The sequence below is a fragment of the Metabacillus kandeliae genome (assembly GCF_021166585.1).
GTDB classification, from domain to species: Bacteria; Bacillota; Bacilli; order Bacillales; family Bacillaceae; genus Metabacillus_B; species Metabacillus_B kandeliae.
Window position 1 is genome coordinate 51,436 of the sequence record NZ_JAJOZE010000010.1, and the last position, 22,423, is coordinate 73,858.

Here is a 22,423-nt window from a genome sequence, read left to right on the forward strand (position 1 = left end):
TTTTTTCCTTCATAAAGCTTCGAAATGAAAACTTATCCTTAGTGAAATAAAATTTCCATATCAATTAAAAAGGCCTGCGTCAGCAGGCCCTTACTCATATTTCTCTTTAGGTATTTCTTTCAGATACGGGGAAAGTTCATCATGATAAAACAAATGAAGCTCATGCATAGCCCTTGTGCAGACCGTATACAAAATGCTCTTATCATTCCCCTTGCTGTAGGTGTTGCTTGAAGCATCATATACGAGCACTGCATCAAACTCCACCCCTTTCGACAAGTAGGATGGAATAACGGCGATCCCCTCTTCAAATGCGGCCGTTTCCTTTTTAATCAGCCTGTGCCGTACGTCATCCCCAAGCAATTCATGCAGCTCCTGGCAGTCCTTTGCTGTTTTGCAGATCACGGCGATTGTTTTAAGCCCCTTCGCCCTCAGCTTGGCAAGGCACTTTTTTATTTCCCTCGCCATCTGAAAAGCATCTGTGCAGCTGTATAGGACAGGCTTCTTCCCATCTCTGTTGAAGGGGATAATGCGGCTGCCTCCTTCCGCCATTTCTTTTGTAAACTCCACAATCTGCTTTGTGGACCGGTAGCTTTTCATAAGCTCTACGACAGCCGTATGCTCTGGCGGAAACAAGCCCTCCGCAAGTCTTACACCCCTTTTTGACGCATGAGGATGTATTCCTTGGCTTACATCGCCAAGCACCGTCATCCTTGCAGCAGGAAAAACATTTTTAAGAAATGCCAGCTGAAAAAGAGAATAGTCCTGCGCTTCATCAATCAGCACATGCTTCACAGAAGCATTCACATATAAACCTGTCAGCTGCTGTTCAAGATAGGCAAAGGGCGCTGCATCTTCATACGGCATCTCTCCGCTCTCCAGGCGCCCTGCCGTATAGCGGCAGATTTCCCGCCACTGTTCAAAGGCCGCATCCCTCTCAAGATCTTTATCCCACTCAAAAAGCTTTCTGTAAACAGCTTCAATATTTAAAAACGCCAGCTGCCTGACTCTTTTTCTAAGAGGCTTGAACCTTTTCTTTGCAACAAATTCACTCAGCAGCTTCTTCTCCATATCGTAATCATCAAACGTATTCTCTGTATACTGCTCAGATTTTTGCAGCTCCTGATAATGCTTTAAATAGGTTTCTTTATCAAGAAGCTGGATTTCTTCTTCCACCCATTCCTTTTCCCTGTGCTTGATTTCATGTTTTTTCAGTTCGGAAAGAATCCATTCCGCCGTCAGCTTCAGTCTGTTTGCGATCGGAAGGGTGTGGCTGTAACCGTAAAAATGTTCACTGATCTCAAGGGAAGTAAGCAGTCTTTCACCCCTGAAGGAAATGCCTTTAAAAATCAGCCCTTTCTTCATCAGCTGCTCCACATAATGATCAACAGCCAATAAAAAGGCTTCACCAGATTTATAGCGTATTCCCGCTTTTCGGATGGCCATATCCTTATTGTTCTCACCTGTTAAAATGGTTTCCAGCTGCAGGAATGGATCCTCCATTTGAAAGCGGCCGCCGATGATATCGGCCAGATAGCTTTGAAAGGTCATCTGCCTCGTATTATCCTCGCCAAGCTCAGGCAAAACAGTGGAAATGTAGCTCGAAAACATCAGGTTAGGCGAAAAGAGAACCATCTCATCAGAGGTCAGGCTCTCCCTGTAACGGTAAAGCAAATAAGCGATCCGCTGCAGAGCGGCTGAGGTCTTTCCGCTTCCGGCTGCACCCTGCACAATCAAAAGTCTGCTTTTTTCATTCCGGATAATTTGATTTTGCTCCTTTTGAATGGTCGCCACAATGGTTTTCATTTGTGAGTCCGCATTTCTTCCGAGCGCTTCCTGGAGCAGTTCATCCCCGATGCTAATCCCTGTATCAAACATGCTTTTTATTTTCCCATTCACTATCCGGTATTGCCGCTTAAGGGTCATTTCCCCTTGTATAAGTACATTGTTTGCCTCATATTCCGCTTCACCAAGCCCAAAATCATAATACAGGCTTGAAATCGGGGCTCTCCAGTCAAAAACCAGAAATTCATCCGTTTCCGGATCATGAAAGGAGCTGGTGCCAAGATAAATCGCATCAGATGCAGGATCATTGCTTTCCTTGAAATCCACCCGTGCAAAGTACGGAGACTTTTCCAGCCGCTTAAGCGCTTGAATCTGTTTTTCGGAATGGCGGTATGTTCTCTCTCTTTCGGACAAGAATTCCGCCTGCTGCCTGATCGCTGCAGCCGTCTCAATCGCCTCATCCTCCGTATCAATATTAACCTTTACGTCATCCCAAAAGTGCTTGCGGATGCCAAGGATGTCTGTTTTTACTTCTCCTGTTTCAGCTTTAAGGTACTGCAGCTGCTTCGAAATCTTATCCGTTACCTCGTTCACACGCTTCTGTTCCTGCTGCAATTCGCTTTCCCAGCTTTCCATTCCGCATGCCTCCTTTTTTTTCTTGACAAAGGGAAAAATAGGTGGTATGATATAATTAGATAAATTTACACTAAAAATAAATTAATTACATACATATTTATGTTACCATGCAGAACCTTTTCTTTCAATAGCTAAAAGCCTGATTTTTATCAGGCTTTTTCCCGTTCTTCTTCAGATGGTTCAATCAAGAGCTCCCAAGCCGTCTTGCCTCTCTGTTCCTTTCCCCAAACCGAATTCAAATGATTTATCACAATAAAAAGAATTCCCAAGCCTGCCAGTATAAAAATTAGCTGCAGCACCATTTTTTCTCTCCCGCCGTTTTTGCCCCTATATATATGCGAGATTTTGAGGAATATGAAAAACCCCGGTTTCCCGGGGCTTTTTTTTATAAAAATATATTCAAAATGTAATAGATCATGGCCGCAAGCAAAGCAGTAATCGGCATAGTAATAATCCACGTAACAATCATATTGGCAGCCGTTCCCCATCTGACACCCTTCACTCTATGAGAAGTACCAACCCCAAGAATGGAGGAAGAAATCACATGCGTGGTGCTCACAGGGAGATGAATGTAGGTGGCGCCGAAAATAATGAATGCTGATGATAAATCGGCTGCAACACCGTTAACAGGGCGCAGCTTCATAATTTTACCGCCGACAGTTTTAATAATTTTCCAACCGCCGATAGACGTACCAAGCCCCATTGCAGCAGCACAGGAAATCTGCACCCAAAGCTGGATATCTGTCGTGGTCTGCATATTGGCCGCAATAAGAGACATCGTAATAATCCCCATCGCCTTTTGCGCATCGTTCGTACCATGTGTATAAGCTTGAAGCGCAGCGGTAACAACTTGTATTCTTCTAAATCCGTTATTCGACTGTGCCAAAGGAAGGTTTTTAAACATCACTTTAAAGATAGTATAAATAAGAAAACCAATCACAAAGGCAATCAGCGGAGAAATGAGCAAGCCTTCAAGGATTTTAATAAACCCTTTGTAATTTAAAGCACCAAAACCGGCTGCTGCAATAACAGCACCAGCAATTGCCCCAATAATAGCATGAGAAGAACTGCTCGGAATACCGAGATACCACGTGAGCAGATTCCAAAAAATCGCCGCAATCAAGGCAGCCATAATCATGACAGATCCATTCTGAAGCTTAAAGGGATCCACAATATCCTTTGTAATCGTCTGGGCAACGCCTGTAAACGTCATCGCCCCGAGAAAGTTCATGACAGCTGCAAGAACAATCGCATGGCGAGGCTTCAGCGCCTTCGTCGAAACAGATGTTGCAATCGCATTCGCCGTATCATGAAACCCATTAATAAAGTCAAAAATCAAAGCAGCAGCAACTATAAAGAGTGTTATGGTCAGCATAGAATCCTAAACTCCTTACGCGTTTTTCATGATGATGGTTTCTAATGAATTGGCAACACCCTGGCAGCTGTCAGCGATCTCTTCAAGCGTTTCATAAATCTCTTTATATTGAATAATCTTTATCGGATTTTCTTTTTCTGTTGCGAACAAATTCTTTACCGCTGTTCTCAGCAGGTTATCGCAGTTTGTTTCATACTCTTTAATCTTAATGGCGTGCTTGCGGATCTCTGTCAGCTTCTTATTGGAAAGAAGTTCAATCGCAGCACTAATTTCCAGTGTACACTGATGCAGCATTCCTACAAATTTCTTCATATGGTCTGTAGGGCTCGTCACAGAATACATCTCAAACAATGCCGCAGACTGCTCAAACCCATCAAGCACATCATCGAGAACCATGGAAAGCTGAAGAATATCCTCCCGCTCGATCGGCGTAATAAACGCTTTGTTCAGATCCGTAATAATCGTATGTACGTAATCATCGCCAATTGACTCATATTCCTTCACTGTTTCAAAAAACGTCTTGAGATCATGAGCATTTTTAATTTCAAAATCCATGAAATACTGCGAAGCTGTTTTTGTATTTTCCGCAATATCAATCAGCAATTCAAAAAAGCGGTCCTTCTTTCTAGCGAAAACCATCCTTATACCCTCCAAGAACTTTCTCTATTTTTATCCTGTCTCTGCTTTTTATCCTGCCCTGCAGAACTCTATCTCTTTCAGCATAATCAGCAAATCCAGCAAAGTAACATACCGTTACCTACGAATTATAGTAAACTTTTTTATCAACAGGAACGCTATTTCGACAATCTTTACAAACTTTTAACATTATGCCGTGTTGAGGTTAATTATTTTGGGGTATAATATTTTGTTTTGGAGAGTAATCTAACTGAGTATCTGTCTCAAACTTTGTTAGTCATTTGATATCGGCGGATTTTTAAATATATCGAGCACCTTCCTCTTTATATCGGGGATATCTAGTGATTATATCGGCGAACTCCGTTTCTGCAGCTGCCTCCTTAAAAACCACCGCCCCCTATCCTGCACTCTATAAAAAAAGAGCCGGCCCCAAAAGGCCAGCTCTCCCTAATTTTAAGCTTCCGCTTCCTGCTCGCGGTATTCTTTTTTATGCGCAAAGGTGAGATAAATAATGGTTCCTGCAACAGCCAGCACAAGGAAGATCAAGGTCTTCATGATGTCCTGCCACATCAGGCTGTAGTCTCCAGTGGAGATGATGGCTCTGAATGCCGAGATGGTATAGGTCATCGGCAGATAGTTTGTGGCGTGCTGAAGCACTTTTGGCACGAGTTCAATCGGGTATGTGCCTGCGCTGCTTGTGAGCTGCAGAATCAGGATCAGGATACCGATGAAGCGTCCCGGGTTATCGAGTGCTGTGACAAGGAATTGGACGATGGCTAAGAACGTCCAGCTTGCGAGAATGCTCATGATGAAGAAGAATGGCAGACTCTGCACTTTAAGGCCGAGGCCGTACAGCAGGATCAGATCAGCCAGGATCGCCTGGAAGACACCGACGAACAGGAGCACGCCGAATTTCCCAAAGAACCAGCTGAATCCGTTTTTTGGAGCAGTTGCCGGTTCTCTCATCGGGAAGATGATGGAGAAGACGAGTGCTCCGACAAATAGGCTGAGTGACAGGAAGTATGGTGTGAAGCCAGTTCCGTAGTTCGGTACATGGTGCAGCCTGTCGTCTTTCAGCTGAACCGGTTTTGCGAACATGTCATAAACGTCATCGTTTGAGTTGATGTCATTGGCGTCTTTTGCGCCTTTTGCGAGTTCCGTTTTCAGGTCGCTGGATCCATCGGCGAGTTTGTTCATGCCGCTTGTCAGATCGTTGGAGCCGTTGTATAGCTTGCCAAGGCCTGAAGTGAGGCTGCCAGTTCCGTTTGTTAGGCTGCCCAGTCCGCCTGCAAGGCTGCTTGTGCCTCCTGCCAGTTGGCTTGTGCCGTCTGCGAGTTTGCCTGAGCCGTCTGCGAGCTTGCTTGTGCCGTCTTCGAGCTGGCCTGTTCCTGCTTGAAGCTGGCCGAGTCCTGAAGAGAGCGCGCTGCTTCCTGAGGCGATTTGGCTAAATCCGTTTTGGGCTTCGCCGAGTTTTTGGCCGTAAAGGGTAAGTCCCTGGACGAGCTGGTCCTGGCCGCCAGAAAGCTGTTTTGCACCGTCAGCCAGTTTTTGCTGGCCTGCTGTCAGCTGGTCAAAGCCTGAGCCGAGCTTAGTTTGACCGTCCTCCAGAGCAGCTGCTCCTGCTGAGAGCTTGCTTCCGCCATCCTTTAGGAGAGAAGCGTTGTCTGAGAGCTGACCGACGCCGCCGTCAACCTTTTTGCTGCCCGCTGCAAGCTGATCGACAGCTTGTTTTAAGGCGGCAACCTGCGGATCATTGGATGCTTTGGCCATTGCGTCTACTTTTGTCTGCAGATCGGCAAGGCCCTGTGCAACTTGGGCAGATCCGGCTTTTGTTTCATCTGCGCCTGTTTTGAATTTGCCGAGATTGTCTGATAAAGCCTGTGCTCCTTCAGAAACCCCTTTGGTTCCTGCAGTCAAAGCAGGCAGCTTTTCGTTGATTTGGTTCATGCCGGCAAGCGATTGATCAAGTCCATTGGATAGATCATTTGCTCCTGCTTGTGATTTTTTGGCTCCATCGAGAAGCTTTGTATTGCCATCCTGAAGCTGTCCGATGCCTGCGCCAAATTTTTGAATGCCGTCATCAAGCTTTTTTGCTCCTGAGTTGGCAGATGCAATGCCGCTTGAGAAGGAAACTGATTTTTCAGCAAGGGTTTGCAGGTTTTTCTTAAGCTCTTCGGCCCCTTTGTTTACGTCTGCTGCGCCTTTGTTCAGCTTGTCAGCTCCATCTTTTGCTGAAGCTGCCCCGCTGTTCAGCTTATTGGCGCCGCTTTTTGCGGAATCGATACCAGATTTCAAATCATTGGAGCCTTTTTTGGCGTCTGAGATCCCGTTGTTCAATTTGCCGGCGCCGTCGGCTGCTTCATTCAGCCCTTTTCCTACATCTTTAATGTTGTCATACATGGATTCTGCATAGGTTTTGGTTACTTCTCCGGAAACCTCTTCTTTTACCTTTTCCATGCCGGAGTCTCCGATTTTAGTAGATAAGTAGTTAGAGCCTTCGTTTGGTGTATAAATGAGCTCTAATTTTTTCGGATGGGCATCCTGCAGGGTTGTTGCATGTTCAGAAAAGTTTTCAGGTACTTCGATTTTCATATAATACTTTTGATTTTCCAGGCCTCTGTCAGCTGTTTTTTCATCAACAAACTGCCAGTTGAATTTTTTGTTATCTTTCAGCTTATCGACAAAGTCATCACCGATCGTCAGCTTCTTATCGTTAAAATCAGCTCCTTTGTCTTTGTTAACTACCGCTACCGGCAATTGATCAACCTGGCCGTATGGATCCCAAAAGGCCCACAGAAAGGTGCCGCTGTATAGGAGCGGGATCAGCAATACTGCCAAAACGGCGATCAAGAGTTTTTTCGTCTTTAAAATTCCAAGAAATTCGCCTTTTAAAGAAGTAAAAGCTTTCATGGCTGCCTCCTTGTTGTAATAGAATGTTTGACCGAATTCTTCATTCAGTCATTTTGCTGCATGAAGGAAGGACTATCTATTTTGATAATCCTTTCAATACATAAAATTTCATTAATTCCGCAATTTTTTCCGATGATAGCGGTTTATGCCGCCTTTCCCAATCAGACACTAAGGCAATATAGGTTTTGAGAAGAAGAAATGCCGTAATTTCCGGATCATTTTCCCGGATATCTCCTTTTTTCATCGCCGCTGAAATTTTTCCTTTAAGATAATGAATAATCTCTTCCTCAATATGATTGAGCATGTCCAGAACAGCAAGTGTGCCCATTTCTTTTTCTTCTTGAAGAAGCTTCAGCATCAGCTGGTGTTCATTGCGGAACTCCAGGATCCGGTAGAGCGCATAGTGCACGTTCTCTCCGAAGGTTCTGTCAGGGCTTATGGCGTCATCTGCCTCATGAATCATTTCCTTTACCATCGCTGATACAATGTCATGAAACAGTTCGTCTTTGTTTTTAAAAAACGTATAAATGGTGCCTTTTCCAACGTTGGCGAGCTTTGCTACTTGATCCATTGTCGTAGCCTTGTAGCCGAACATTGAAAATGACTTTGTCGCAGCATCAATAATCAGCTTGCGGCGGTCGATTGACATGATTTTGCTAACACCTTCTGACTAAATGAGTATTTTGGTCAATAAGTACTGTATTAATATAGCATACTCCTTTTTCGCTTGCAATAGGTTTGCTTTAATAAATAAAAGGCTCTGTTAAATTTGGCTGCTGATTTCCGCTGCAGGCGGTTTCTGATCCGCTTTAGCGCCTGCTTAGGTCTCACCTGTCCCGCTGCTCCCACAGGAGGAACTCTTTCCTTTTTTTCCAGCCGGTTCCTTTGGAATTCCTTTGAAAACTCAATGCGGTTTGCTGACAAGCTTGCTGCAGCAGTCTCAAAGGCTACATCCTGCTCCCACTCACTTTTTCCACCTTTGCCCTCTTTCTTCCTTATAATGTGTCTGTCATATTTCCTTTACGGAAACTTTACATCAGGTTAGTCAATTATCCAAAAACCACTACTACACTTATACTGTAAGTTTATAAAAGAGGAGGAAAACATATGAAGTTTTGGACAACATCGATGGCAGCCTCAATGTTTGCTGCCTCATTGCTCATCCCTTTGAATCACGCAGGGGCTGAGAGTACAAAAGAATACTATCCAAAAACAATGGATATTTCCAAGATTGCCGGCTATTCAACAGGTGCCTCTGATGAAGACGGCGGCGTAGCAGAAATCATTAAATATAATAAAGACAATCAAAAGTTTTATCTTGTGAATGGAAAAACCCAGACTCTTGATATTGTCAGCCTTAAAAAACTGAACGGCAGCAAAGGACAGAGCCTGGAAAAAGAAAAATCCGTTGATATTGCAAAAGCGGTGAACTCGGCTTCGTTCCAATATGGCGATTTAACAAGCGTTGATGTGAATACAGCTCAAAAGGTTGTTGTAGCAGCAGTACAAGAAAAAGATTACAGTAAGCCAGGGAAAATCGTTGTCATGGATTACTCCGGAAAAGTGCTGAAAACATTCAATGCCGGTGTTCAGCCTGACATGATTAAAATGACGGAAAATGGAAAATACATTTTAACAGCAGATGAAGGCGAGCCGAGGATGGGTTTGAAAAACGGCGTGGACCCAGAAGGTTCTGTAACGATCGTAAAATTTAAATCCGGCAAAACAGAGCATGTGAAGTTTGACAAAGAAAAGGCCATTGATTCTGATGTAGTGATCCGCAACAAAGACGGCGGCGCTCTTAAGGATTTGGAGCCTGAATATATCGCGCTGAGCGAAGATGGCAAAAAAGCTTATGTTACCCTGCAGGAAAATAATGCGGTGGCAGAAATCAATGTCAAATCAGCTAAGCTGAAGTCCGTTAAATCCCTTGGCTTTAAAGATCATTCTCTTGCTGAAAACGGACTTGATGCTGCAAAGGACGGCAAAATTGGCATTAAACCGATGCCAATTCTAGGCTCTTACATGCCTGACAGCATTTCTGAATTTGAAGTGAATGGTACAAGCTATCTTCTGACAGCTAATGAAGGGGACGCAACAGAGTGGGAAGAATTTGAAAATGTGGCGGACTTTAAAGATGTGAAGAATGACATCAAGCTCGACAGCAGCCTGTTTAAAGGCATGAGCAAAGAAGAAGCAGAAAAAAGCTTTGAAGAAATGAAGAAAAACCCTGCCTATGACAAGCTGGAGGTTTTGACAGACAGAGGAAACGATGCTATTTACACACTAGGCGGCCGCTCCTTCTCGATCTGGAAGGCAGACACAATGGAGCTTGTTTATGACAGCGGCAGCGATTTTGAAAACATTACAGCTGCGCGCTACCCTAACTATTTTAACTCGTCCAATGATGACGATGCAATGGACAAACGCAGCACAAAAAAAGGACCAGAGCCTGAAGGCACAGTGGTCGGTAAAGCAGGCGGCAAGCAATATGCCTTCATCGGCCTTGAACGCATCGGCGGCATCATGGCCTATGATATCTCTAATCCGGAAAAGCCTGTTTTCGCCAACTACATCAACACAAGAAGCTTCTCAGGCAAAATTGCCGGTGATGTAGCACCTGAAGGACTGGATTTTGTCAGCGGAGAAAACAGCCCTACAAAGCGTCCGCTTCTTCTTTCAGGAAATGAAGTAAGCGGAACAGCAGCTGTAGACCAGCTTGCGATACCCGGTTATTTGAAGAAATAAATGAAGGTTTTGCGGGGTCTGAGGATAAACTCAGGCTCCTTTTTACGTTTAATGGCTAAACCCGCATATAAACTGTTCAGCCTGCATAAAAAGGGTTCAGCCTGCATATAAAGAGTTCAACCCGCAAGTGAACTGTTCAGCCTGCATAAAAATGTTTTATCCCGCATGGGAAGCGGACAGCCTGCATATAAATTCTTTTATTCCGCATATAAATTTCAAAAACCTGCAAATAAAATCTTCAATTCCGCATATAAAACCTTCAAATCCGCACATAAAACCCGCTCTGAGCTGTAATTTGCTGCTGAAAATGAAAATAATTGAACAAACACATGCATTTCACGTCATTTTGAAGAAAAAGAGCCCGGAAGCACGCATTTTCGGGCTCTTTCTCTTCACTTTACAGACGTTTTGCTTTCACATACCTATCTTTCCAATAGAAGTTGGATTTGTAATTAACAACAGATACACCATCTGTATTTGACACCAGGATCACCTGGCCGTTACCGGCATAGATGGATGGCACAATGGTTGAGCCCTGGAAGAAGACGAGGTCTCCAGGCTTTAAGTCTTTTTCAGATACATAGGTGCCCATGTTCATCTGGCTCTTTCCATAACGGGGAAGGCTGATCCCAGTGGCATGCTTGACCGCGTATTGGACAAAGCCTCCTGTGTCAAATCCTTCTGCAGGAGTGATGCCGCCTGTGTGCTGCTTTGTCCCGATCAGGCTCGCTGCCTCTTTTACAATGGGATTGCTTGTATCCATTTTCAAGCCGGACACTCTTCTGATACCGGCATATTTCTCTTGTAAAAACGAGTTTGACAGATAGCTGACTGTTACTTTGTTGGCTCCCCCAATGCGTGTGGCATTGAGAATCTGATTTTCGCCTGCATAAATGCCCACATGAGAGATGCCTGGACGATGGGTGTTTTGGAAAAAAACAAGATCGCCGATTCTAATATCTTCACTCTTTACCGGTTCACCTGTTTCCCATTGCTGCTCAGGTGCACTCGGCAAATAAATGCCCATTGCTTTCCTGTAAACATATTGGGTAAATCCTGAACAGTCAAAGCCCGCCGGAGTTTTTCCGCCTTCTATGTACGGTACTCCGAGCTGCTCTATCGCAGCTGATACGACAGGATTATCTTTTGCAAGTGATGGATTTTCGGTGATCCGTTTGGCGCCGAGGTACCGATTGCTCCAATAGGCTGATTTTTCAACATTTACGGTTGTCACCCCTTCTGAAACAGAGCTGTAAATCATCTCGCCATTCCCGGCGTAAAATCCAGCAGTGGAAGTCTTGCCTGTTGCGGTATCCTTAAAGAACAGTACATCACCAGGCTGCAGGGAATCCTTCGCCACAGCCTGGCCGAAGCCGTATTGTTCGCTTGAAATCCCTGGAAGCGAGATGCTGGCAGCTTTTTTCATGATATATTGAACAAAGCCTGCTGAGTTGAAGCCTGAAGCAGGGGTATTGCCGCCAGAGCTGTATGATGTTCCTTTATACTTTACTGCTTCGTTCATCACCACCTGGCCGGCCGAAGCTGATGCAGCTTTTGCCTGCTCAAATCTGGCCTCAGGAAAAAAGAGGGCAGCAGCCATTAAGGCTATAAGGGCGATTCTCCATTTTGTCAATTTGATCACTCCATTTCTAAAGATGTCTTTGGCAGGAAGAAGCAGGACAAGTTCACTATTTATATCGCCCTTTTATCCTGTCATGTTTAGGCTTCTGTGCCAATGGCTTCATTCTCCTATCTGCAGGAGAGCCATTAGGCTGACAGGTTTCTTGCTGCTGGAAACTCCCATGCCTTTTCTCATGAACAGGAAAAAGGATGCCAATATTCTGGCATCCATTTACACTATCTTTTAAATTTAGTCATTAAATCAGATAGCTTATCTCCTGATTCGTTTAAAATTTCGGTGTACTCTGAGATAGAAGCTATGGCTTTAATCTGTTCTTCTGTTGAAGCAGTAACCTGTTCCGTTGCAGCCGCCGCTTCCTCAGCTACAGCATTAATGCTTTCAATAGAAGAGGTGACTCTGTCCTTTAATCGGTTAATGCCTTTTACTTCATTCGAAACGCCGCGGATAGAAGTGATCAGCTGTTCAATAGATTCAGAAATAATTCCAAAGGCTTTGTCCGTTTCCTCTACAGACTTTTCCTGCTCTTTTGCAAGGTTCTCAGTGTCTGTGATGGCCTTGGAAGCTTTCAATGTTTCGTCTTCTACTCCTTGAAGCGTCTGTCTTACCTGCACCGTTGCATTGGCTGTCTGTTCAGCAAGCTTGCGCACTTCGTCTGCTACAACCGCAAACCCTTTGCCGTTTTCTCCTGCACGAGCTGCTTCGATGCTCGCATTTAAAGCGAGCAGGTTCGTTTGGTCCGAAATGTTATTGATCATATCGATAACAGAGCCGATTTCTTCAATTTTTCTTACAAGATCGCTCATCACATTTCTGACAAGAACAATAGATTCATTGGAGCCTGCAGAAGCGGCTTTTAATCCGCTCATTTGCTCAATGCCGTTTGCATTTGCCTGAATTCCCTTATCTGACAGCTGGTGCATTGTTTCAATAATGCCATCAAGTGTTTCAATCCGCTGGGCAAGCTTATGAGTCTCGGTCTTTGTATGTTCAGCATCAAGGGCCTGCTGGGACGCGCCTGCTGAAATTTCGGCAATGGCACGGCCGATTTCTTCACTGGAAGCAGCCGTCTGCTGGGAAATGGAGCTCAAGCTTTCTGAAGAAACAGCGAAATTTTTGCCGTTCTCTTCCATTTCATTCAGCATGGATTTTAAGTGTTCTGCCATCACTTGAAAGCTTGCGGCAATCTGTCCGAATTCATCATTTTTCTCCGCTTTGTATTCTGCTGTCAGATCCCCTTCAGCCACTTTTTCAACTGTTTGGCGCAGCAATCTTAACGGCCTTATTAAAGAACGGATTAAAAGATAATTTTGAATAACCGTATAAACAAATAGAACGATAAAAAGAATGATGATCGGGGTGTGGTATTTCGCATCTGCTGCCATCCAAAAATAGATGCAAAATGCTAAGGAAGGGACAAAGAAATTAATAGAAAGAAATAGTGTTAGTTTACTTCTGATGCTCATGCCGGTGGCCTCCTGATTATATTACTACCACCTTATATTTCGGCAAAATTCACCAATTTCTTTAGTAATATACGACTTTTTTCCTAACAATAAAAATAGCCGGCAAAATGCCGGCTATTTTTATTTGATAACGTCAGCTGGCCTTCACTCAGCTTTAAGGACTTCAATGGCTTCAGCCAAATAGGATTGGTAATCTTCCTTTTCAGGTGCCTCAATCGGCTCAAGTTCCTGATAAATCCGCTCAAAGTTATCAATCAGATGCTCCGATTTCATTCCTCTGGAGGTCAGCACATGATTCAGCCAAACAGCATATTTCGTAAAAATCTCTGCTTTTTTTACTGAATAAGCTGTTTCCAAATGTCTGAAATGATGGTAATTGTCTTCTATGCATTTTTTCTTCCCGAGCTCCCCAAACCTGTCCATCATTTCGGGATAATCGCGGTAAATGCCTTCTGTAATGTTTTCAACAGCTTTTCGGACGGCAAATTCGTTCATAGGGCCACCACATGAAATTTCCGCACTTTAGGTATAATGGCAGCGAGCTCCTGATCCGGGTAGTTTTTTTCGTGATCATGCACTTTTTTAAAGGCAGCGCTCTGCGCCCATGCCATATAATGCTCTTTTGTTTCCCATACAATTTCAACTGTCAGCTCTCCTGCTTTTTTCTCATTCTGCAAAAGCTGAAAAGATTTGAAGCCTTCATACTGGTCAACCATCTTTGACCGGTTTTTGTAGATGCCGATTACTTCCTCTGATTTCTCTTCAGGTACGAGAAATGTTGAATGAACCACGTACATGTCTTGAAAAAACCTCCCTCTTTTAACCTATTCTCTATTGTATTATACAAATTACTGCCCATACAACGAGGGGTTTTTTCCAGATCTTCTAAAGATTTGGCTCGACATGAACGTGCACATCATAGATTTGATATTTATCCTTCAGCTCTTTTTCAACCAAATCGGATATTTCATGTGCTTCCATAATACCAAGCGCAGGACTTACTAGAATAACGGCATCGATGATCGAATTGCTGCCGTACTTCCGGCCTTTGATGCTTTTCACACCTGTTACGCCCTCGACTTGGCTGATCGTTCTTTTATATTGTTCAATATCCTTTTGGCTGTACGCATCCGTTAAGCCTAGGAACGTTTCTTTAAAAATGTCCCATCCCGTTTTTAAAATCAGCAGGCCAACGATCAGCGCTGTTACGGGATCCAGCCACGCAATCCCGAATTGGGAACCGATAATTCCGACCGCGGTCCCGATACTCACCCAGGCATCTGACAAATTATCTTTTGCAGCAGCCATGACAGCCTGACTGTTGATTTGATTGGCGAGCCGCTTATTGTAACGGTAAACACCGTACATCACAGCAGCAGCGAAAATACCTGTCCAGGCAGCCATCAAATCCGGGGACTGCTTCTCAAAATGAAAAATAGACATCACTGCTTCATAAATAACCTGAAAGCTGACCCCTATCATAATCAAAGAAGCAACCATTGAAGCAACCGTCTCGGCTTTCCAGTGCCCATAGCGGTGATCCTGATCAGCGGGCTTCTGGGAGATGCGGAGCCCGATCAGCACGGCAACAGAAGCAATAATATCTGTCGTATTATTCAGCCCGTCTGCTCTCAGTGCCTCCGAATCAGCTGTATACCCAATCACAAGCTTTAAGGCAGAAAGAACTAAATAAGCAATGATGCTGATAATCGCACCGCGCTCGCCAAGCTTCAGCCCTTTGTACTGCTCCTCCATACCCTCTCCCCCAATCTTTCCTTATGTTACCAAGCATGCCCCAAGTGGGTCTACAGCAACCTTTTTTGGCTGAGGCAGGTTGTTGATGAGGCGGAAACTTTTTTGGGCAGGGGCAAGGGTTTTGAGGGCAAAAAGGAAAAAAGAGCCTCTCAGGACTCTTTTAAACTACTTCATTTCTTTATAAAACCGCTCACCCGTCGCTTCATTATAATAGACTCTTGATTTCACCTTTGTCACCGGATCAATGTTCACTTCTTTTGTTTCTAAAAATCCGGGAGGCACTTCTTTTCCTTCATTGGCTCTTTTCCGCTTATCATAGATAAATACTCCAAGTAAAATAAGTCCGATCAGCACAATAAGCTCAAGCAAGTAGAATCCAATAATCAGAATCATATCAGTTTTTTTTCACGACTGTGACAGCTGTGCCGTACGCAACAATTTCGCTCATGTTGGTGCCGACTTCACCTGAGTCAAAGCGGCTCATGATGATGGCATTGGCTCCCATTTCATTGGCGTTTTGAATCATACGGTCGAGCGCTTCTTTCCGGGAGTCTTCAAGCATGGCTGTATATTGTTTGATTTCCCCGCCGACAAGACCTTTGAAGCTTGCCATAATATCCGCCCCAATACCTCTGCTTCTGACAATCAATCCAAAAACAGGGCCTTTCACTTCTTCTACTATGTATCCAGGGACATTTTCAGTAGTTACTACGATCATTTTCCCACCTCCAGCTTTATTATACGCTATAATAACCCATGTTTTTACAATACAAGAGGTTTTTTAAACACACTCTGTCGAAGAAATAACCCTATTGGTTTCTGGATTATCCTTGGCAAAGGGTTATAATATGTCCGGTTATCTGTTACAATGAACTTAAGCCTCAATTATAAGGATGATAAACATGAGAATTAGCGTATTTCTTGACGATATCCGCAAATGTCCTCATGATCACGTCCTTGCTGAGAATATTGATGATTGCTTGAAGCTTTTAAAAAGCTTCCACATTGAGCACCTCTCACTTGACCATGACTTGGTCTCCAAAACAAGAAATGGCACAATGCTTGTCAACTTAATGGTGAAGCACCAGCTCTTTGCTGAAAGAATTACGATCCATTCAGCAAATGCTGGCAAAGGCAAGGCGATGTTTAATTATTTAAAGCAAGCTCAACGGGATCACAAAATGCCTGCTTGCATCAAAGTGATTTTGCGTCCATTACCGCTGTTTCAAACATCTTAACCATAGATTCTGGTATTGTAATGCCCAGCTTGGACGTCCAAGCTGGGCTTTTTTAATAGAATTAAAAGATTTTCTTCCTGTCGCGCTCTTCTTTTAAAATTTCAACAGCTTCCCTGAACCGCTGGGAATGCACAACTTCCCGTTCACGCAAAAAGCGGAGCGAATCATTTAAATCAGGGTCATCTGATAGATCAATAATCCATTGATAAGTAGCTCTCGCTTTTTCTTCCGCAGCAATATCTTCATAGAGATCGGCGATTGGATCACCTTTAGCCTGTATATAGGAAGCAGTGAATGGCACACCTGATGCATTGTGATAAAACAGGGCGCTGTCATGATTGACATAATGGTCGCCAAGTCCTGCATCCCTGAGCTGCTGCGGGGTGGCGTCCTTTGTCAGCTTGTAAATCATGGTGGCGATCATTTCGAGGTGTGCAAACTCCTCTGTTCCAATGTCAGTGAGAAGCCCCACCACTTTATCCGGGATGGTGTAGCGCTGGTTCAAGTATCTGAGGGCCGCTGCCAATTCGCCGTCAGCCCCGCCGTACTGCTCGATCAAGAACTTCGCCAGTGTAGGATTGCAGGTGCTCACTTTTACAGGGTATTGAAGCTTTTTCTCATACGTCCACAATGGTGTGATCCCCCCTTTACTCTGTTAGACCTGCCATGGCCATGGGCCGCTTTGCCATGTCCAGTAATCCTGCTGATAATTCAGGCTGCCCTGCTGAATCGGGCCGAATTTCGCTTCAAACTGCTGCTTCAGGCTCTTTGAATACTGGGCAAACTGGTTGTATTGCTGAATGGCTCCTTCATCAGTGGGATGGGTATCAAGATAAAGCGTGAGCTCTACGATGACAAAATCCACAGCCTGAATCTTCTCGAGCTCCTCATAATATTCTTTAGGCAGGGTTTGAGCCATGTTTACTGCCCCTCCCTGTCTTTATAAGGATTTTCATAATAATCATAAAAAACAGGCCAAAGCGTTCCCTTCTGGAGAGCTTCCATTGGTGAAAACTGCGGCAAATTCGGCGGCTGAAAGCCTAAGTACAGATTGGGCGGCGTCCGGTAAAATTTTTCCCCAATTGGCGGACAAGGGTCGAACGGACTGTGAAAAGGCACATATGACTTCACTTTTGTGTGATTGCTGAGGTTGTTTTGCATAACGGGCTCCTTCCGCAGGCATCTCTTTTCATATGTATGTATTTGACGCTGTGTCATGACTCCTTTTTCATCAGAGAGTTATAGACATGTTTTTTCATATTTTATGATATTTTTCATAGAATTTTGGGTATAATATCCTAGTATAAAAGAACGCTAGATGTAAGGGAGGGTTCAGTATGAAGTATACTGGCAGAATTGCAACCATTATCTTAACGCTCGGCATCCAGACGGTTTTTGCCTCCTATTTTTTCTGGCGCTATAATATGATTGATATAGCTTCCTGGCTCGGATATATCATTCTTTTTCCGATTGCGTGGTGGACAGGGCTTCATTACGACAAAGCGGCTTATTACTCAGAGAAGGACGTCCTGACGAATTTATATAACAGAAGATATGTGACCCGGCATTATAAGAAGATTCTTCAGACAAGAATCCGCAAAGCAGGTGCCTGCTATATTCTTGTCATTGACTGCGATAACTTTAAAATGATCAACGATGTGTATGGGCATGTAAAAGGGGACCTTGTGCTTGCCGGGGTTGGCTCTTTGCTTTTAAAAAGCATTCATAAAAAAGACATCGCTTCCAGGTGGGGCGGAGATGAATTTCTTGTGATCGGAAGGTATGGCAGCAAAGAAGAGCTACAGCAAATTCTTGCCAGCATTGAGGAGAAAACTAAGGCTCTGGCAGAAGAAATGAATGTGCCTGTTTCTTTGTCTATCGGCTCAGCTGTGCATGAAGGGTATGACTTGGAATTATTTGAATTAATCCGGCTCGCAGATGATCATATGTATCAGAATAAAAAAGAGAAGAAGGAACGGCTGGCAGAGAGCAAAGACCTTTCTATTGGCTAGAATGACCTTTTATCAGCATACAAAAAGCATCCGTTGTCAGGATGCTTTTTGTTTTTCAAGTTGCCGGGCTATTCGGTTTTACTTTATTTTTCTAAATCACAATATTCCTGCCCAGATTTTTATTGCCGTAGCCAGAATGAGAACTGCCAAAATGGTCTGCAGCACTTTCGGGTTGGTCTTCTTTCCAGCCCGGGCTCCAAGCGGTGAAGCAATAAGGGTGGCGATCACAATAATGAGAGACGGCAGCCATTCCACCTGGCCGGTCAGCACCTTGCCTGAGACAGATCCGATGGATGAAAGAAAAGTGACGGCCAGCGATGTTGCAATGGTCATGCGCGTCGGTATTTTCATAACAGTCAGCATAACAGGCACGAGCAGAAAGGCTCCTCCCGCCCCTACAATACCTGCTGCAATCCCAATAACAAAGGAAATGATAACTGCCATGGTTTTATTATAGGTCACTTCTTCTGCCGGCCGATCTTCCTTTCCTTTCTTCGGAATGAACATTAAGATGACGGCCAGAAGTGCCAGTACACCATAAACGAGACTGATTGCGCTTTCCGGAAGCAAACCTGAACCATAACCTCCAATCAGGCTGCCGGCAAGGACACTGATTCCCATATAAAGAACAAGGCCTTTGTTTAAATAGCCGCTATTCCGGTAGCCGTAAATTCCTCCCAAAGATGCAAAGAATACTTGAATGGCTGTAATTGCAGAGACTTCGTGGGAGGTATAGTGTGCAACACCCACTAAGGCCGGCACATACAGCAAAAGCGGAAAGTTGATAATGGCCCCGCCAATGCCGAGCATGCCTGATAAAAAGGAACCGGCAAAGCCAATAAGCAGCAGGGTTGCAATAAAAGCCCAATCCATATGTTGTCCTCCTTAAAAAAGGGAACCTTCATGAGGTTCCCTTCAATTTTCAGCCTTTTTTGATCCAGAACTTGAACACTTCGTTATCTTCTTCATGCTTGACCAGTTCATGGCCGCCTGATTCTGCCCATGCTGCCAGGTCATTTTTTGCCCCTTTGTCTGTTGCATGAATTTCAAGCACCTGTCCTGATTCAAGGTCAGCCATTGCTTTTTTTGTTCTAACGATTGGCATAGGGCATGCCAGGCCTTTTGCGTCCAATACTTTTACAGCTTCCATTTTTGTTTCCTCCTTTAGTGTTTTACCTTACCGCACAGCGGTTTGGCCCGATTTCCATCTCACGCTGCTGTTCTTCTTCCGGCGTGACTTTACCCATATTGGTTTCACGGATTTCCTGATACGCATTCGGCTGAGGCGGCAGGTTCTCCGATACTAATTTTCTAAATTCCTTCTCGTCTTCGATATTCAGTCCATGGTTTTTTGCGAACAATGTTCCGAGTTTTTCAGAAACACTGCCATCCTCATTTAACTCATCGATAATCATAAAGTGTGCCGGCAGAACAACAAGATCTGCAGCCAATGCTTTATAGCGAGTGTAAAGGGATTCCCTTAAGTCAGTTACCCAGTCCCCTGCTTTTCCGGCTAGGTCAGGACGGCCAATGGAATCAATAAACAAAATGTCGCCTGTCAGCAGGTACTGATGATCAATAATAAAGGATGTGGACCCGATGGTGTGACCAGGTGAATACAGCGCCTGAATGCTAATGGCTGTTTCACCGATCATCACTTCGTTTCCATCCTCAAGCTTGTTGTATGAAAATGTGACTTCTTCTGCATCTTTCGGAGGAAGCCAGTAGGAAGCGCCTGTTTGTTCAGCGATGGCTCTTCCGCCGGAAATATGGTCAGCATGAAGGTGCGTATCAAACACATGCTTGATAGCGGCTCCTTTTTCCTTTGCAAAATCAAGATATTGACGGGTCATTCTGGTAGAATCCACAATGGCTGCTTCTCCTTTGGAGATCACCATATAGGAGAGGCATCCTTTTCCAAGACGAACGAATTGATACAGCTCGCCGCCATCCTTTAAGTCGCCTATCTTAACTGGTTCCAAATGCTCGCTCCAGGCTTTCATGCCGCCTTTTAAATACGATACATCAAGACCTTCGTCTGACAGCATTTCAGCCACCATGACAGAAGAGCCTTCTTTTGCGCATACTACTAAGATTTCTTTTTCCTTTGGAATCTGTTCCATCAGCTCTTCAACCCCGTCAAGCAGGTCAAAATAAGGAACGTTCAAATGCTGAATGGAATGCCCTTCGATTTTCCAGTCCTGATAGTCGCTTTCGTTGCGGACATCCAGTAAAAATAACGGTTCTTTGTTCATCACTTTTCTTGCTGCTTCTTTTGCTGTCATTTCATGAACAGCCATCCTCATTACCCCCATAGGTATATTATTTTTCAAAAAAATTTAATGTAGTTTCTTTTCGCTTTCACCTGTCCACTCACTCATACCAGGCACTACATTCGTAACCTTTTTAAATCCATAAGCTGCCAGCTTTTGAGATGCCAGATCGCTGCGGGTGCCTGTGCGGCAAACAACATAAATGTCAGCATCCTGATCGATTTCCTTCAAACGGCTGTCAAGGTCTCCAAGCGGAACAGACACTGCATTTGGGATGTGATTAAAGGCATACTCTGCTTCTTCCCTGACATCAAGCACCACAATTTTCTCCCCTGAAGAAAGCTTTTGCATTAATTCTTCATTGCTTGCTTTGATGGAATATTTCTTCTCAATCGCCTCATCAGCTGAGGATTTCCTTACATAGTGCTTCAGCACATCGCTTTCTTCTACAGTTCCGAGGTAATGGTGGCCGGTACTCTCAGCCCATGCCTTCATATCCGCTTTAGAGCCTTTGTCTGTTGCAAGCACCTCAATGACCTGCCCTGCTTCAAGGTCTTTCATAGCCTTCTTTGTTTTCACAATCGGCATTGGGCATGCCAATCCTTTTGCATCCAATATTTTATCTGTTTTAATGTTTCCCATGGTAGTGAAATTCCTCCTTTAGAATGAATTACTCCGTTTTGCCTTCCCAAGCAAGCATTCCGCCTGTCATATTGATTACTTTGCAGCCGTTCGCTTCCAAAAATTCTGAAGCACGGCCGCTTCTCCCGCCTGAACGGCAAACCATCACGTGTTCCTCAGATGGATTCAGTTCATTTTTGCGCTCTTCCAGAGAACCCAGCGGGATATGCTTGGCACCGGGAATTTTTCCTGCTGCTACTTCCTCGTCTTCTCTCACATCCACGATGTTAAGCTTTTCGCCCTTGCTAAGCTTTTGTTCTACTTCTTTTGCTGTTAATTGTTTCATATTCACTCATCCTCCTCTTTTTTTTGGTTAACTCCAGGCGTTCATGCCGCCTTTCACATTTGTAATGTTCGTAAAGCCTTGTTTTTTCAAAATACTGCAGGCTTTTTGGCTTCTCATGCCGCTTTGGCAGATGACTACTGTTTCTTTATCCTTTGACAGGTCCTAAGCTTCTCTGGAAGCTGGTTCAGCGGTACGTTAACAAATCCTCTAATATGATTGCCTTTGTACTCGCCAGGAGTCCTAACGTCGATAAATTGTTTCTTATTATCCTGAAGCTCTTTCTTAAGCTCTGCAGCTGATATATTTTTAACACCCTTTGAACCTAAGAATCTCTGAATAATGCTTAAGAGAACAAGAGCAAGCAGGAAATATAAAATGACTGTCATAAGAGATCAGCGCCTCCCGTTTTGTTTTTAAATAAATAGATTTACATTGCCTTTTTCGGCATCGCCAAGGTAAGCCGCCACACCTGCATATTCAATGTTCTCAAGCAATTCTTCCTTTTGAAGACCAAGAAGATCCATTGTCATTGTGCAGGCTACAAGCTTAACGTCCTGCTCCTGTGCCATTTCAATTAAATCAGGAAGCGGCATGGCATTGTGCTTTTTCATGACCTGTTTGATCATCTTAGGGCCAAATCCGGCAAAGTGCATTTTTGAGAGGCCCATTTTGTCTGCCCCTCTTGGCATCATTTTTCCAAACATTTTTTCCATAAACCCTTTTTTCAATCTTGCCTTCTCATCTTTACGAAGCGCATTTAAGCCCCAAAAGGTATGGAAAATCGTTACCTCATGGTCGTAGGCTGCAGCTCCGTTTGCGATAATGTAAGCTGCCATCGCTTTGTCATAATCACCGCTGAATAGGACAATTGTTGTTTTTTTTGTTTCTGTCATAGTAAACCTCCATAATATGAGTTACCCCGTGGGGTATATTAATATTTAAAAAAATACTTTTTACCCGCCTGGGTATTTAATTTCTGATGCAGA

General features: G+C 44.1%; 25 protein-coding genes and 1 pseudogene. 3 read left to right on the forward strand and 23 right to left on the reverse strand.

Features of this window, described 5'->3' with window-relative positions; genetic code table 11:
- Positions 1–90 precede the first annotated feature (90 nt).
- The 6 genes from helD to LRR81_RS16900 form a co-directional block, all read right to left on the reverse strand.
- Positions 91–2,418, reverse strand: coding sequence for an RNA polymerase recycling motor HelD (gene helD / locus LRR81_RS16875; RefSeq protein WP_231790565.1), 2,328 nt, complete (start codon positions 2,416–2,418; stop codon positions 91–93).
- A gap of 149 nt (positions 2,419–2,567) precedes the next feature.
- Positions 2,568–2,720, reverse strand: a complete 153-nt coding sequence (locus LRR81_RS16880) for a hypothetical protein (protein WP_231790566.1) — start codon at positions 2,718–2,720, stop codon at positions 2,568–2,570.
- 83 nt (positions 2,721–2,803) lie between these two features.
- Positions 2,804–3,793, reverse strand: coding sequence for an inorganic phosphate transporter (locus tag LRR81_RS16885; protein ID WP_231790567.1), 990 nt, complete (start codon positions 3,791–3,793; stop codon positions 2,804–2,806).
- 15 nt (positions 3,794–3,808) lie between these two features.
- A complete protein-coding gene (locus tag LRR81_RS16890; RefSeq protein WP_231790568.1) occupies positions 3,809–4,432 on the reverse strand; it encodes a DUF47 domain-containing protein in 624 nt (207 codons plus the stop codon).
- 450 nt (positions 4,433–4,882) lie between these two features.
- Positions 4,883–7,339: a YhgE/Pip domain-containing protein gene (locus tag LRR81_RS16895; RefSeq protein ID WP_231790569.1), complete on the reverse strand. Its 2,457-nt coding sequence runs from the start codon at positions 7,337–7,339 to the stop codon at positions 4,883–4,885.
- A gap of 76 nt (positions 7,340–7,415) precedes the next feature.
- A complete protein-coding gene (locus LRR81_RS16900; RefSeq protein ID WP_231790570.1) occupies positions 7,416–7,988 on the reverse strand; it encodes a TetR/AcrR family transcriptional regulator in 573 nt (190 codons plus the stop codon).
- Positions 7,989–8,446: 458 nt separating this feature from the next.
- Here LRR81_RS16900 and LRR81_RS16905 point away from each other — a divergent pair, with 458 nt between their 5' ends.
- Positions 8,447–10,087: a choice-of-anchor I family protein gene (locus LRR81_RS16905; RefSeq protein WP_231790571.1), complete on the forward strand. Its 1,641-nt coding sequence runs from the start codon at positions 8,447–8,449 to the stop codon at positions 10,085–10,087.
- 397 nt (positions 10,088–10,484) lie between these two features.
- Here the strand turns inward: LRR81_RS16905 and LRR81_RS16910 are convergent, their stop codons facing one another.
- From LRR81_RS16910 to LRR81_RS16940, 7 genes are all read right to left on the reverse strand, one after another.
- Positions 10,485–11,720 carry a C40 family peptidase gene (locus tag LRR81_RS16910; RefSeq protein WP_231790572.1) on the reverse strand — a complete coding sequence of 412 codons (1,236 nt, stop codon included), beginning with the start codon at positions 11,718–11,720 and terminating at the stop codon, positions 10,485–10,487.
- Positions 11,721–11,944: 224 nt separating this feature from the next.
- Positions 11,945–13,192, reverse strand: a complete 1,248-nt coding sequence (locus LRR81_RS16915; protein ID WP_231790573.1) for a methyl-accepting chemotaxis protein — start codon at positions 13,190–13,192, stop codon at positions 11,945–11,947.
- A 144-nt stretch (positions 13,193–13,336) separates the two neighbouring features.
- Positions 13,337–13,687, reverse strand: coding sequence for a hypothetical protein (locus LRR81_RS16920; protein ID WP_231790574.1), 351 nt, complete (start codon positions 13,685–13,687; stop codon positions 13,337–13,339).
- Positions 13,684–13,989, reverse strand: a complete 306-nt coding sequence (locus LRR81_RS16925) for an antibiotic biosynthesis monooxygenase family protein (RefSeq protein WP_231790575.1) — start codon at positions 13,987–13,989, stop codon at positions 13,684–13,686. The genes LRR81_RS16920 and LRR81_RS16925 overlap by 4 nt, the downstream gene beginning before the upstream one ends.
- Before the next feature lie 88 nt (positions 13,990–14,077).
- Positions 14,078–14,947 carry a cation diffusion facilitator family transporter gene (locus tag LRR81_RS16930; RefSeq protein WP_231790576.1) on the reverse strand — a complete coding sequence of 290 codons (870 nt, stop codon included), beginning with the start codon at positions 14,945–14,947 and terminating at the stop codon, positions 14,078–14,080.
- A 165-nt stretch (positions 14,948–15,112) separates the two neighbouring features.
- Complete coding sequence (locus LRR81_RS16935) at positions 15,113–15,340, reverse strand: hypothetical protein (RefSeq protein WP_231790577.1); 228 nt, start codon at positions 15,338–15,340, stop codon at positions 15,113–15,115.
- Between the two features lies 1 nt (position 15,341).
- Positions 15,342–15,665, reverse strand: a complete 324-nt coding sequence (locus LRR81_RS16940; protein WP_231790578.1) for a YbjQ family protein — start codon at positions 15,663–15,665, stop codon at positions 15,342–15,344.
- A gap of 184 nt (positions 15,666–15,849) precedes the next feature.
- Here LRR81_RS16940 and LRR81_RS16945 point away from each other — a divergent pair, with 184 nt between their 5' ends.
- On the forward strand, positions 15,850–16,185 hold the full coding sequence (locus LRR81_RS16945; protein WP_231790579.1) for a cyclic-phosphate processing receiver domain-containing protein: 336 nt from the start codon (positions 15,850–15,852) through the stop codon (positions 16,183–16,185).
- 61 nt (positions 16,186–16,246) lie between these two features.
- On the opposite strand, the gene cotJC is transcribed toward LRR81_RS16945, so the two are convergent.
- The 3 genes from cotJC to LRR81_RS16960 are packed head-to-tail and all read right to left on the reverse strand — an operon-like array spanning position 16,247 to position 17,346.
- A complete protein-coding gene (gene cotJC, locus LRR81_RS16950; protein WP_231790580.1) occupies positions 16,247–16,816 on the reverse strand; it encodes a spore coat protein CotJC in 570 nt (189 codons plus the stop codon).
- A gap of 24 nt (positions 16,817–16,840) precedes the next feature.
- The gene (locus LRR81_RS16955) at positions 16,841–17,104 is read right to left on the reverse strand and encodes a spore coat protein CotJB (protein WP_231790581.1); all 264 of its coding nucleotides are present in this window, start codon (positions 17,102–17,104) and stop codon (positions 16,841–16,843) included.
- A gap of 2 nt (positions 17,105–17,106) precedes the next feature.
- Positions 17,107–17,346, reverse strand: a complete 240-nt coding sequence (locus LRR81_RS16960; protein ID WP_231790582.1) for a spore coat associated protein CotJA — start codon at positions 17,344–17,346, stop codon at positions 17,107–17,109.
- A 176-nt stretch (positions 17,347–17,522) separates the two neighbouring features.
- On the opposite strand from LRR81_RS16960, the gene LRR81_RS16965 reads away from it, so the two are divergent.
- Complete coding sequence (locus tag LRR81_RS16965) at positions 17,523–18,197, forward strand: GGDEF domain-containing protein (RefSeq protein ID WP_231790583.1); 675 nt, start codon at positions 17,523–17,525, stop codon at positions 18,195–18,197.
- A 96-nt stretch (positions 18,198–18,293) separates the two neighbouring features.
- On the opposite strand, the gene LRR81_RS16970 is transcribed toward LRR81_RS16965, so the two are convergent.
- The 7 genes and pseudogenes from LRR81_RS16970 to LRR81_RS17000 all read right to left on the reverse strand — a co-directional run bounded on the left by LRR81_RS16970 (position 18,294) and on the right by LRR81_RS17000 (position 22,330).
- The gene (locus LRR81_RS16970) at positions 18,294–19,070 is read right to left on the reverse strand and encodes a sulfite exporter TauE/SafE family protein (RefSeq protein ID WP_231790584.1); all 777 of its coding nucleotides are present in this window, start codon (positions 19,068–19,070) and stop codon (positions 18,294–18,296) included.
- A 49-nt stretch (positions 19,071–19,119) separates the two neighbouring features.
- Positions 19,120–19,347, reverse strand: a complete 228-nt coding sequence (locus LRR81_RS16975) for a sulfurtransferase TusA family protein (protein ID WP_231790585.1) — start codon at positions 19,345–19,347, stop codon at positions 19,120–19,122.
- Between the two features lie 22 nt (positions 19,348–19,369).
- A complete protein-coding gene (locus LRR81_RS16980) occupies positions 19,370–20,497 on the reverse strand; it encodes an MBL fold metallo-hydrolase (protein WP_231790586.1) in 1,128 nt (375 codons plus the stop codon).
- Positions 20,498–20,536: 39 nt separating this feature from the next.
- A complete protein-coding gene (locus LRR81_RS16985) occupies positions 20,537–21,112 on the reverse strand; it encodes a sulfurtransferase TusA family protein (protein ID WP_231790587.1) in 576 nt (191 codons plus the stop codon).
- 28 nt (positions 21,113–21,140) lie between these two features.
- Positions 21,141–21,437 carry a rhodanese-like domain-containing protein gene (locus LRR81_RS16990; protein ID WP_231790588.1) on the reverse strand — a complete coding sequence of 99 codons (297 nt, stop codon included), beginning with the start codon at positions 21,435–21,437 and terminating at the stop codon, positions 21,141–21,143.
- Positions 21,438–21,464: 27 nt separating this feature from the next.
- Positions 21,465–21,823, reverse strand: a pseudogene (locus tag LRR81_RS16995) (rhodanese-like domain-containing protein).
- Between the two features lie 27 nt (positions 21,824–21,850).
- Positions 21,851–22,330 carry a DsrE/DsrF/DrsH-like family protein gene (locus LRR81_RS17000; protein WP_231790589.1) on the reverse strand — a complete coding sequence of 160 codons (480 nt, stop codon included), beginning with the start codon at positions 22,328–22,330 and terminating at the stop codon, positions 21,851–21,853.
- Positions 22,331–22,423: the final 93 nt, after the last annotated feature.

Coding starts and splice junctions, on each gene's coding strand:
- helD (WP_231790565.1), bottom strand. CDS start 2,418: ATGGAAAGCTGGGAAAGCGAATTGCAGCAGGAACAGAAGCGTGTGAAC.
- LRR81_RS16880 (WP_231790566.1), bottom strand. CDS start 2,720: ATGGTGCTGCAGCTAATTTTTATACTGGCAGGCTTGGGAATTCTTTTT.
- LRR81_RS16885 (WP_231790567.1), bottom strand. CDS start 3,793: ATGCTGACCATAACACTCTTTATAGTTGCTGCTGCTTTGATTTTTGAC.
- LRR81_RS16890 (WP_231790568.1), bottom strand. CDS start 4,432: ATGGTTTTCGCTAGAAAGAAGGACCGCTTTTTTGAATTGCTGATTGAT.
- LRR81_RS16895 (WP_231790569.1), bottom strand. CDS start 7,339: ATGAAAGCTTTTACTTCTTTAAAAGGCGAATTTCTTGGAATTTTAAAG.
- LRR81_RS16900 (WP_231790570.1), bottom strand. CDS start 7,988: ATGTCAATCGACCGCCGCAAGCTGATTATTGATGCTGCGACAAAGTCA.
- LRR81_RS16905 (WP_231790571.1), top strand. CDS start 8,447: ATGAAGTTTTGGACAACATCGATGGCAGCCTCAATGTTTGCTGCCTCA.
- LRR81_RS16915 (WP_231790573.1), bottom strand. CDS start 13,192: ATGAGCATCAGAAGTAAACTAACACTATTTCTTTCTATTAATTTCTTT.
- LRR81_RS16920 (WP_231790574.1), bottom strand. CDS start 13,687: ATGAACGAATTTGCCGTCCGAAAAGCTGTTGAAAACATTACAGAAGGC.
- LRR81_RS16925 (WP_231790575.1), bottom strand. CDS start 13,989: ATGTACGTGGTTCATTCAACATTTCTCGTACCTGAAGAGAAATCAGAG.
- LRR81_RS16930 (WP_231790576.1), bottom strand. CDS start 14,947: ATGGAGGAGCAGTACAAAGGGCTGAAGCTTGGCGAGCGCGGTGCGATT.
- LRR81_RS16935 (WP_231790577.1), bottom strand. CDS start 15,340: ATGATTCTGATTATTGGATTCTACTTGCTTGAGCTTATTGTGCTGATC.
- LRR81_RS16940 (WP_231790578.1), bottom strand. CDS start 15,665: ATGATCGTAGTAACTACTGAAAATGTCCCTGGATACATAGTAGAAGAA.
- LRR81_RS16945 (WP_231790579.1), top strand. CDS start 15,850: ATGAGAATTAGCGTATTTCTTGACGATATCCGCAAATGTCCTCATGAT.
- LRR81_RS16955 (WP_231790581.1), bottom strand. CDS start 17,104: ATGGCTCAAACCCTGCCTAAAGAATATTATGAGGAGCTCGAGAAGATT.
- LRR81_RS16960 (WP_231790582.1), bottom strand. CDS start 17,346: ATGCAAAACAACCTCAGCAATCACACAAAAGTGAAGTCATATGTGCCT.
- LRR81_RS16965 (WP_231790583.1), top strand. CDS start 17,523: ATGAAGTATACTGGCAGAATTGCAACCATTATCTTAACGCTCGGCATC.
- LRR81_RS16970 (WP_231790584.1), bottom strand. CDS start 19,070: ATGGATTGGGCTTTTATTGCAACCCTGCTGCTTATTGGCTTTGCCGGT.
- LRR81_RS16975 (WP_231790585.1), bottom strand. CDS start 19,347: ATGGAAGCTGTAAAAGTATTGGACGCAAAAGGCCTGGCATGCCCTATG.
- LRR81_RS16980 (WP_231790586.1), bottom strand. CDS start 20,497: ATGGCTGTTCATGAAATGACAGCAAAAGAAGCAGCAAGAAAAGTGATG.
- LRR81_RS16985 (WP_231790587.1), bottom strand. CDS start 21,112: ATGGGAAACATTAAAACAGATAAAATATTGGATGCAAAAGGATTGGCA.
- LRR81_RS16990 (WP_231790588.1), bottom strand. CDS start 21,437: ATGAAACAATTAACAGCAAAAGAAGTAGAACAAAAGCTTAGCAAGGGC.
- LRR81_RS17000 (WP_231790589.1), bottom strand. CDS start 22,330: ATGACAGAAACAAAAAAAACAACAATTGTCCTATTCAGCGGTGATTAT.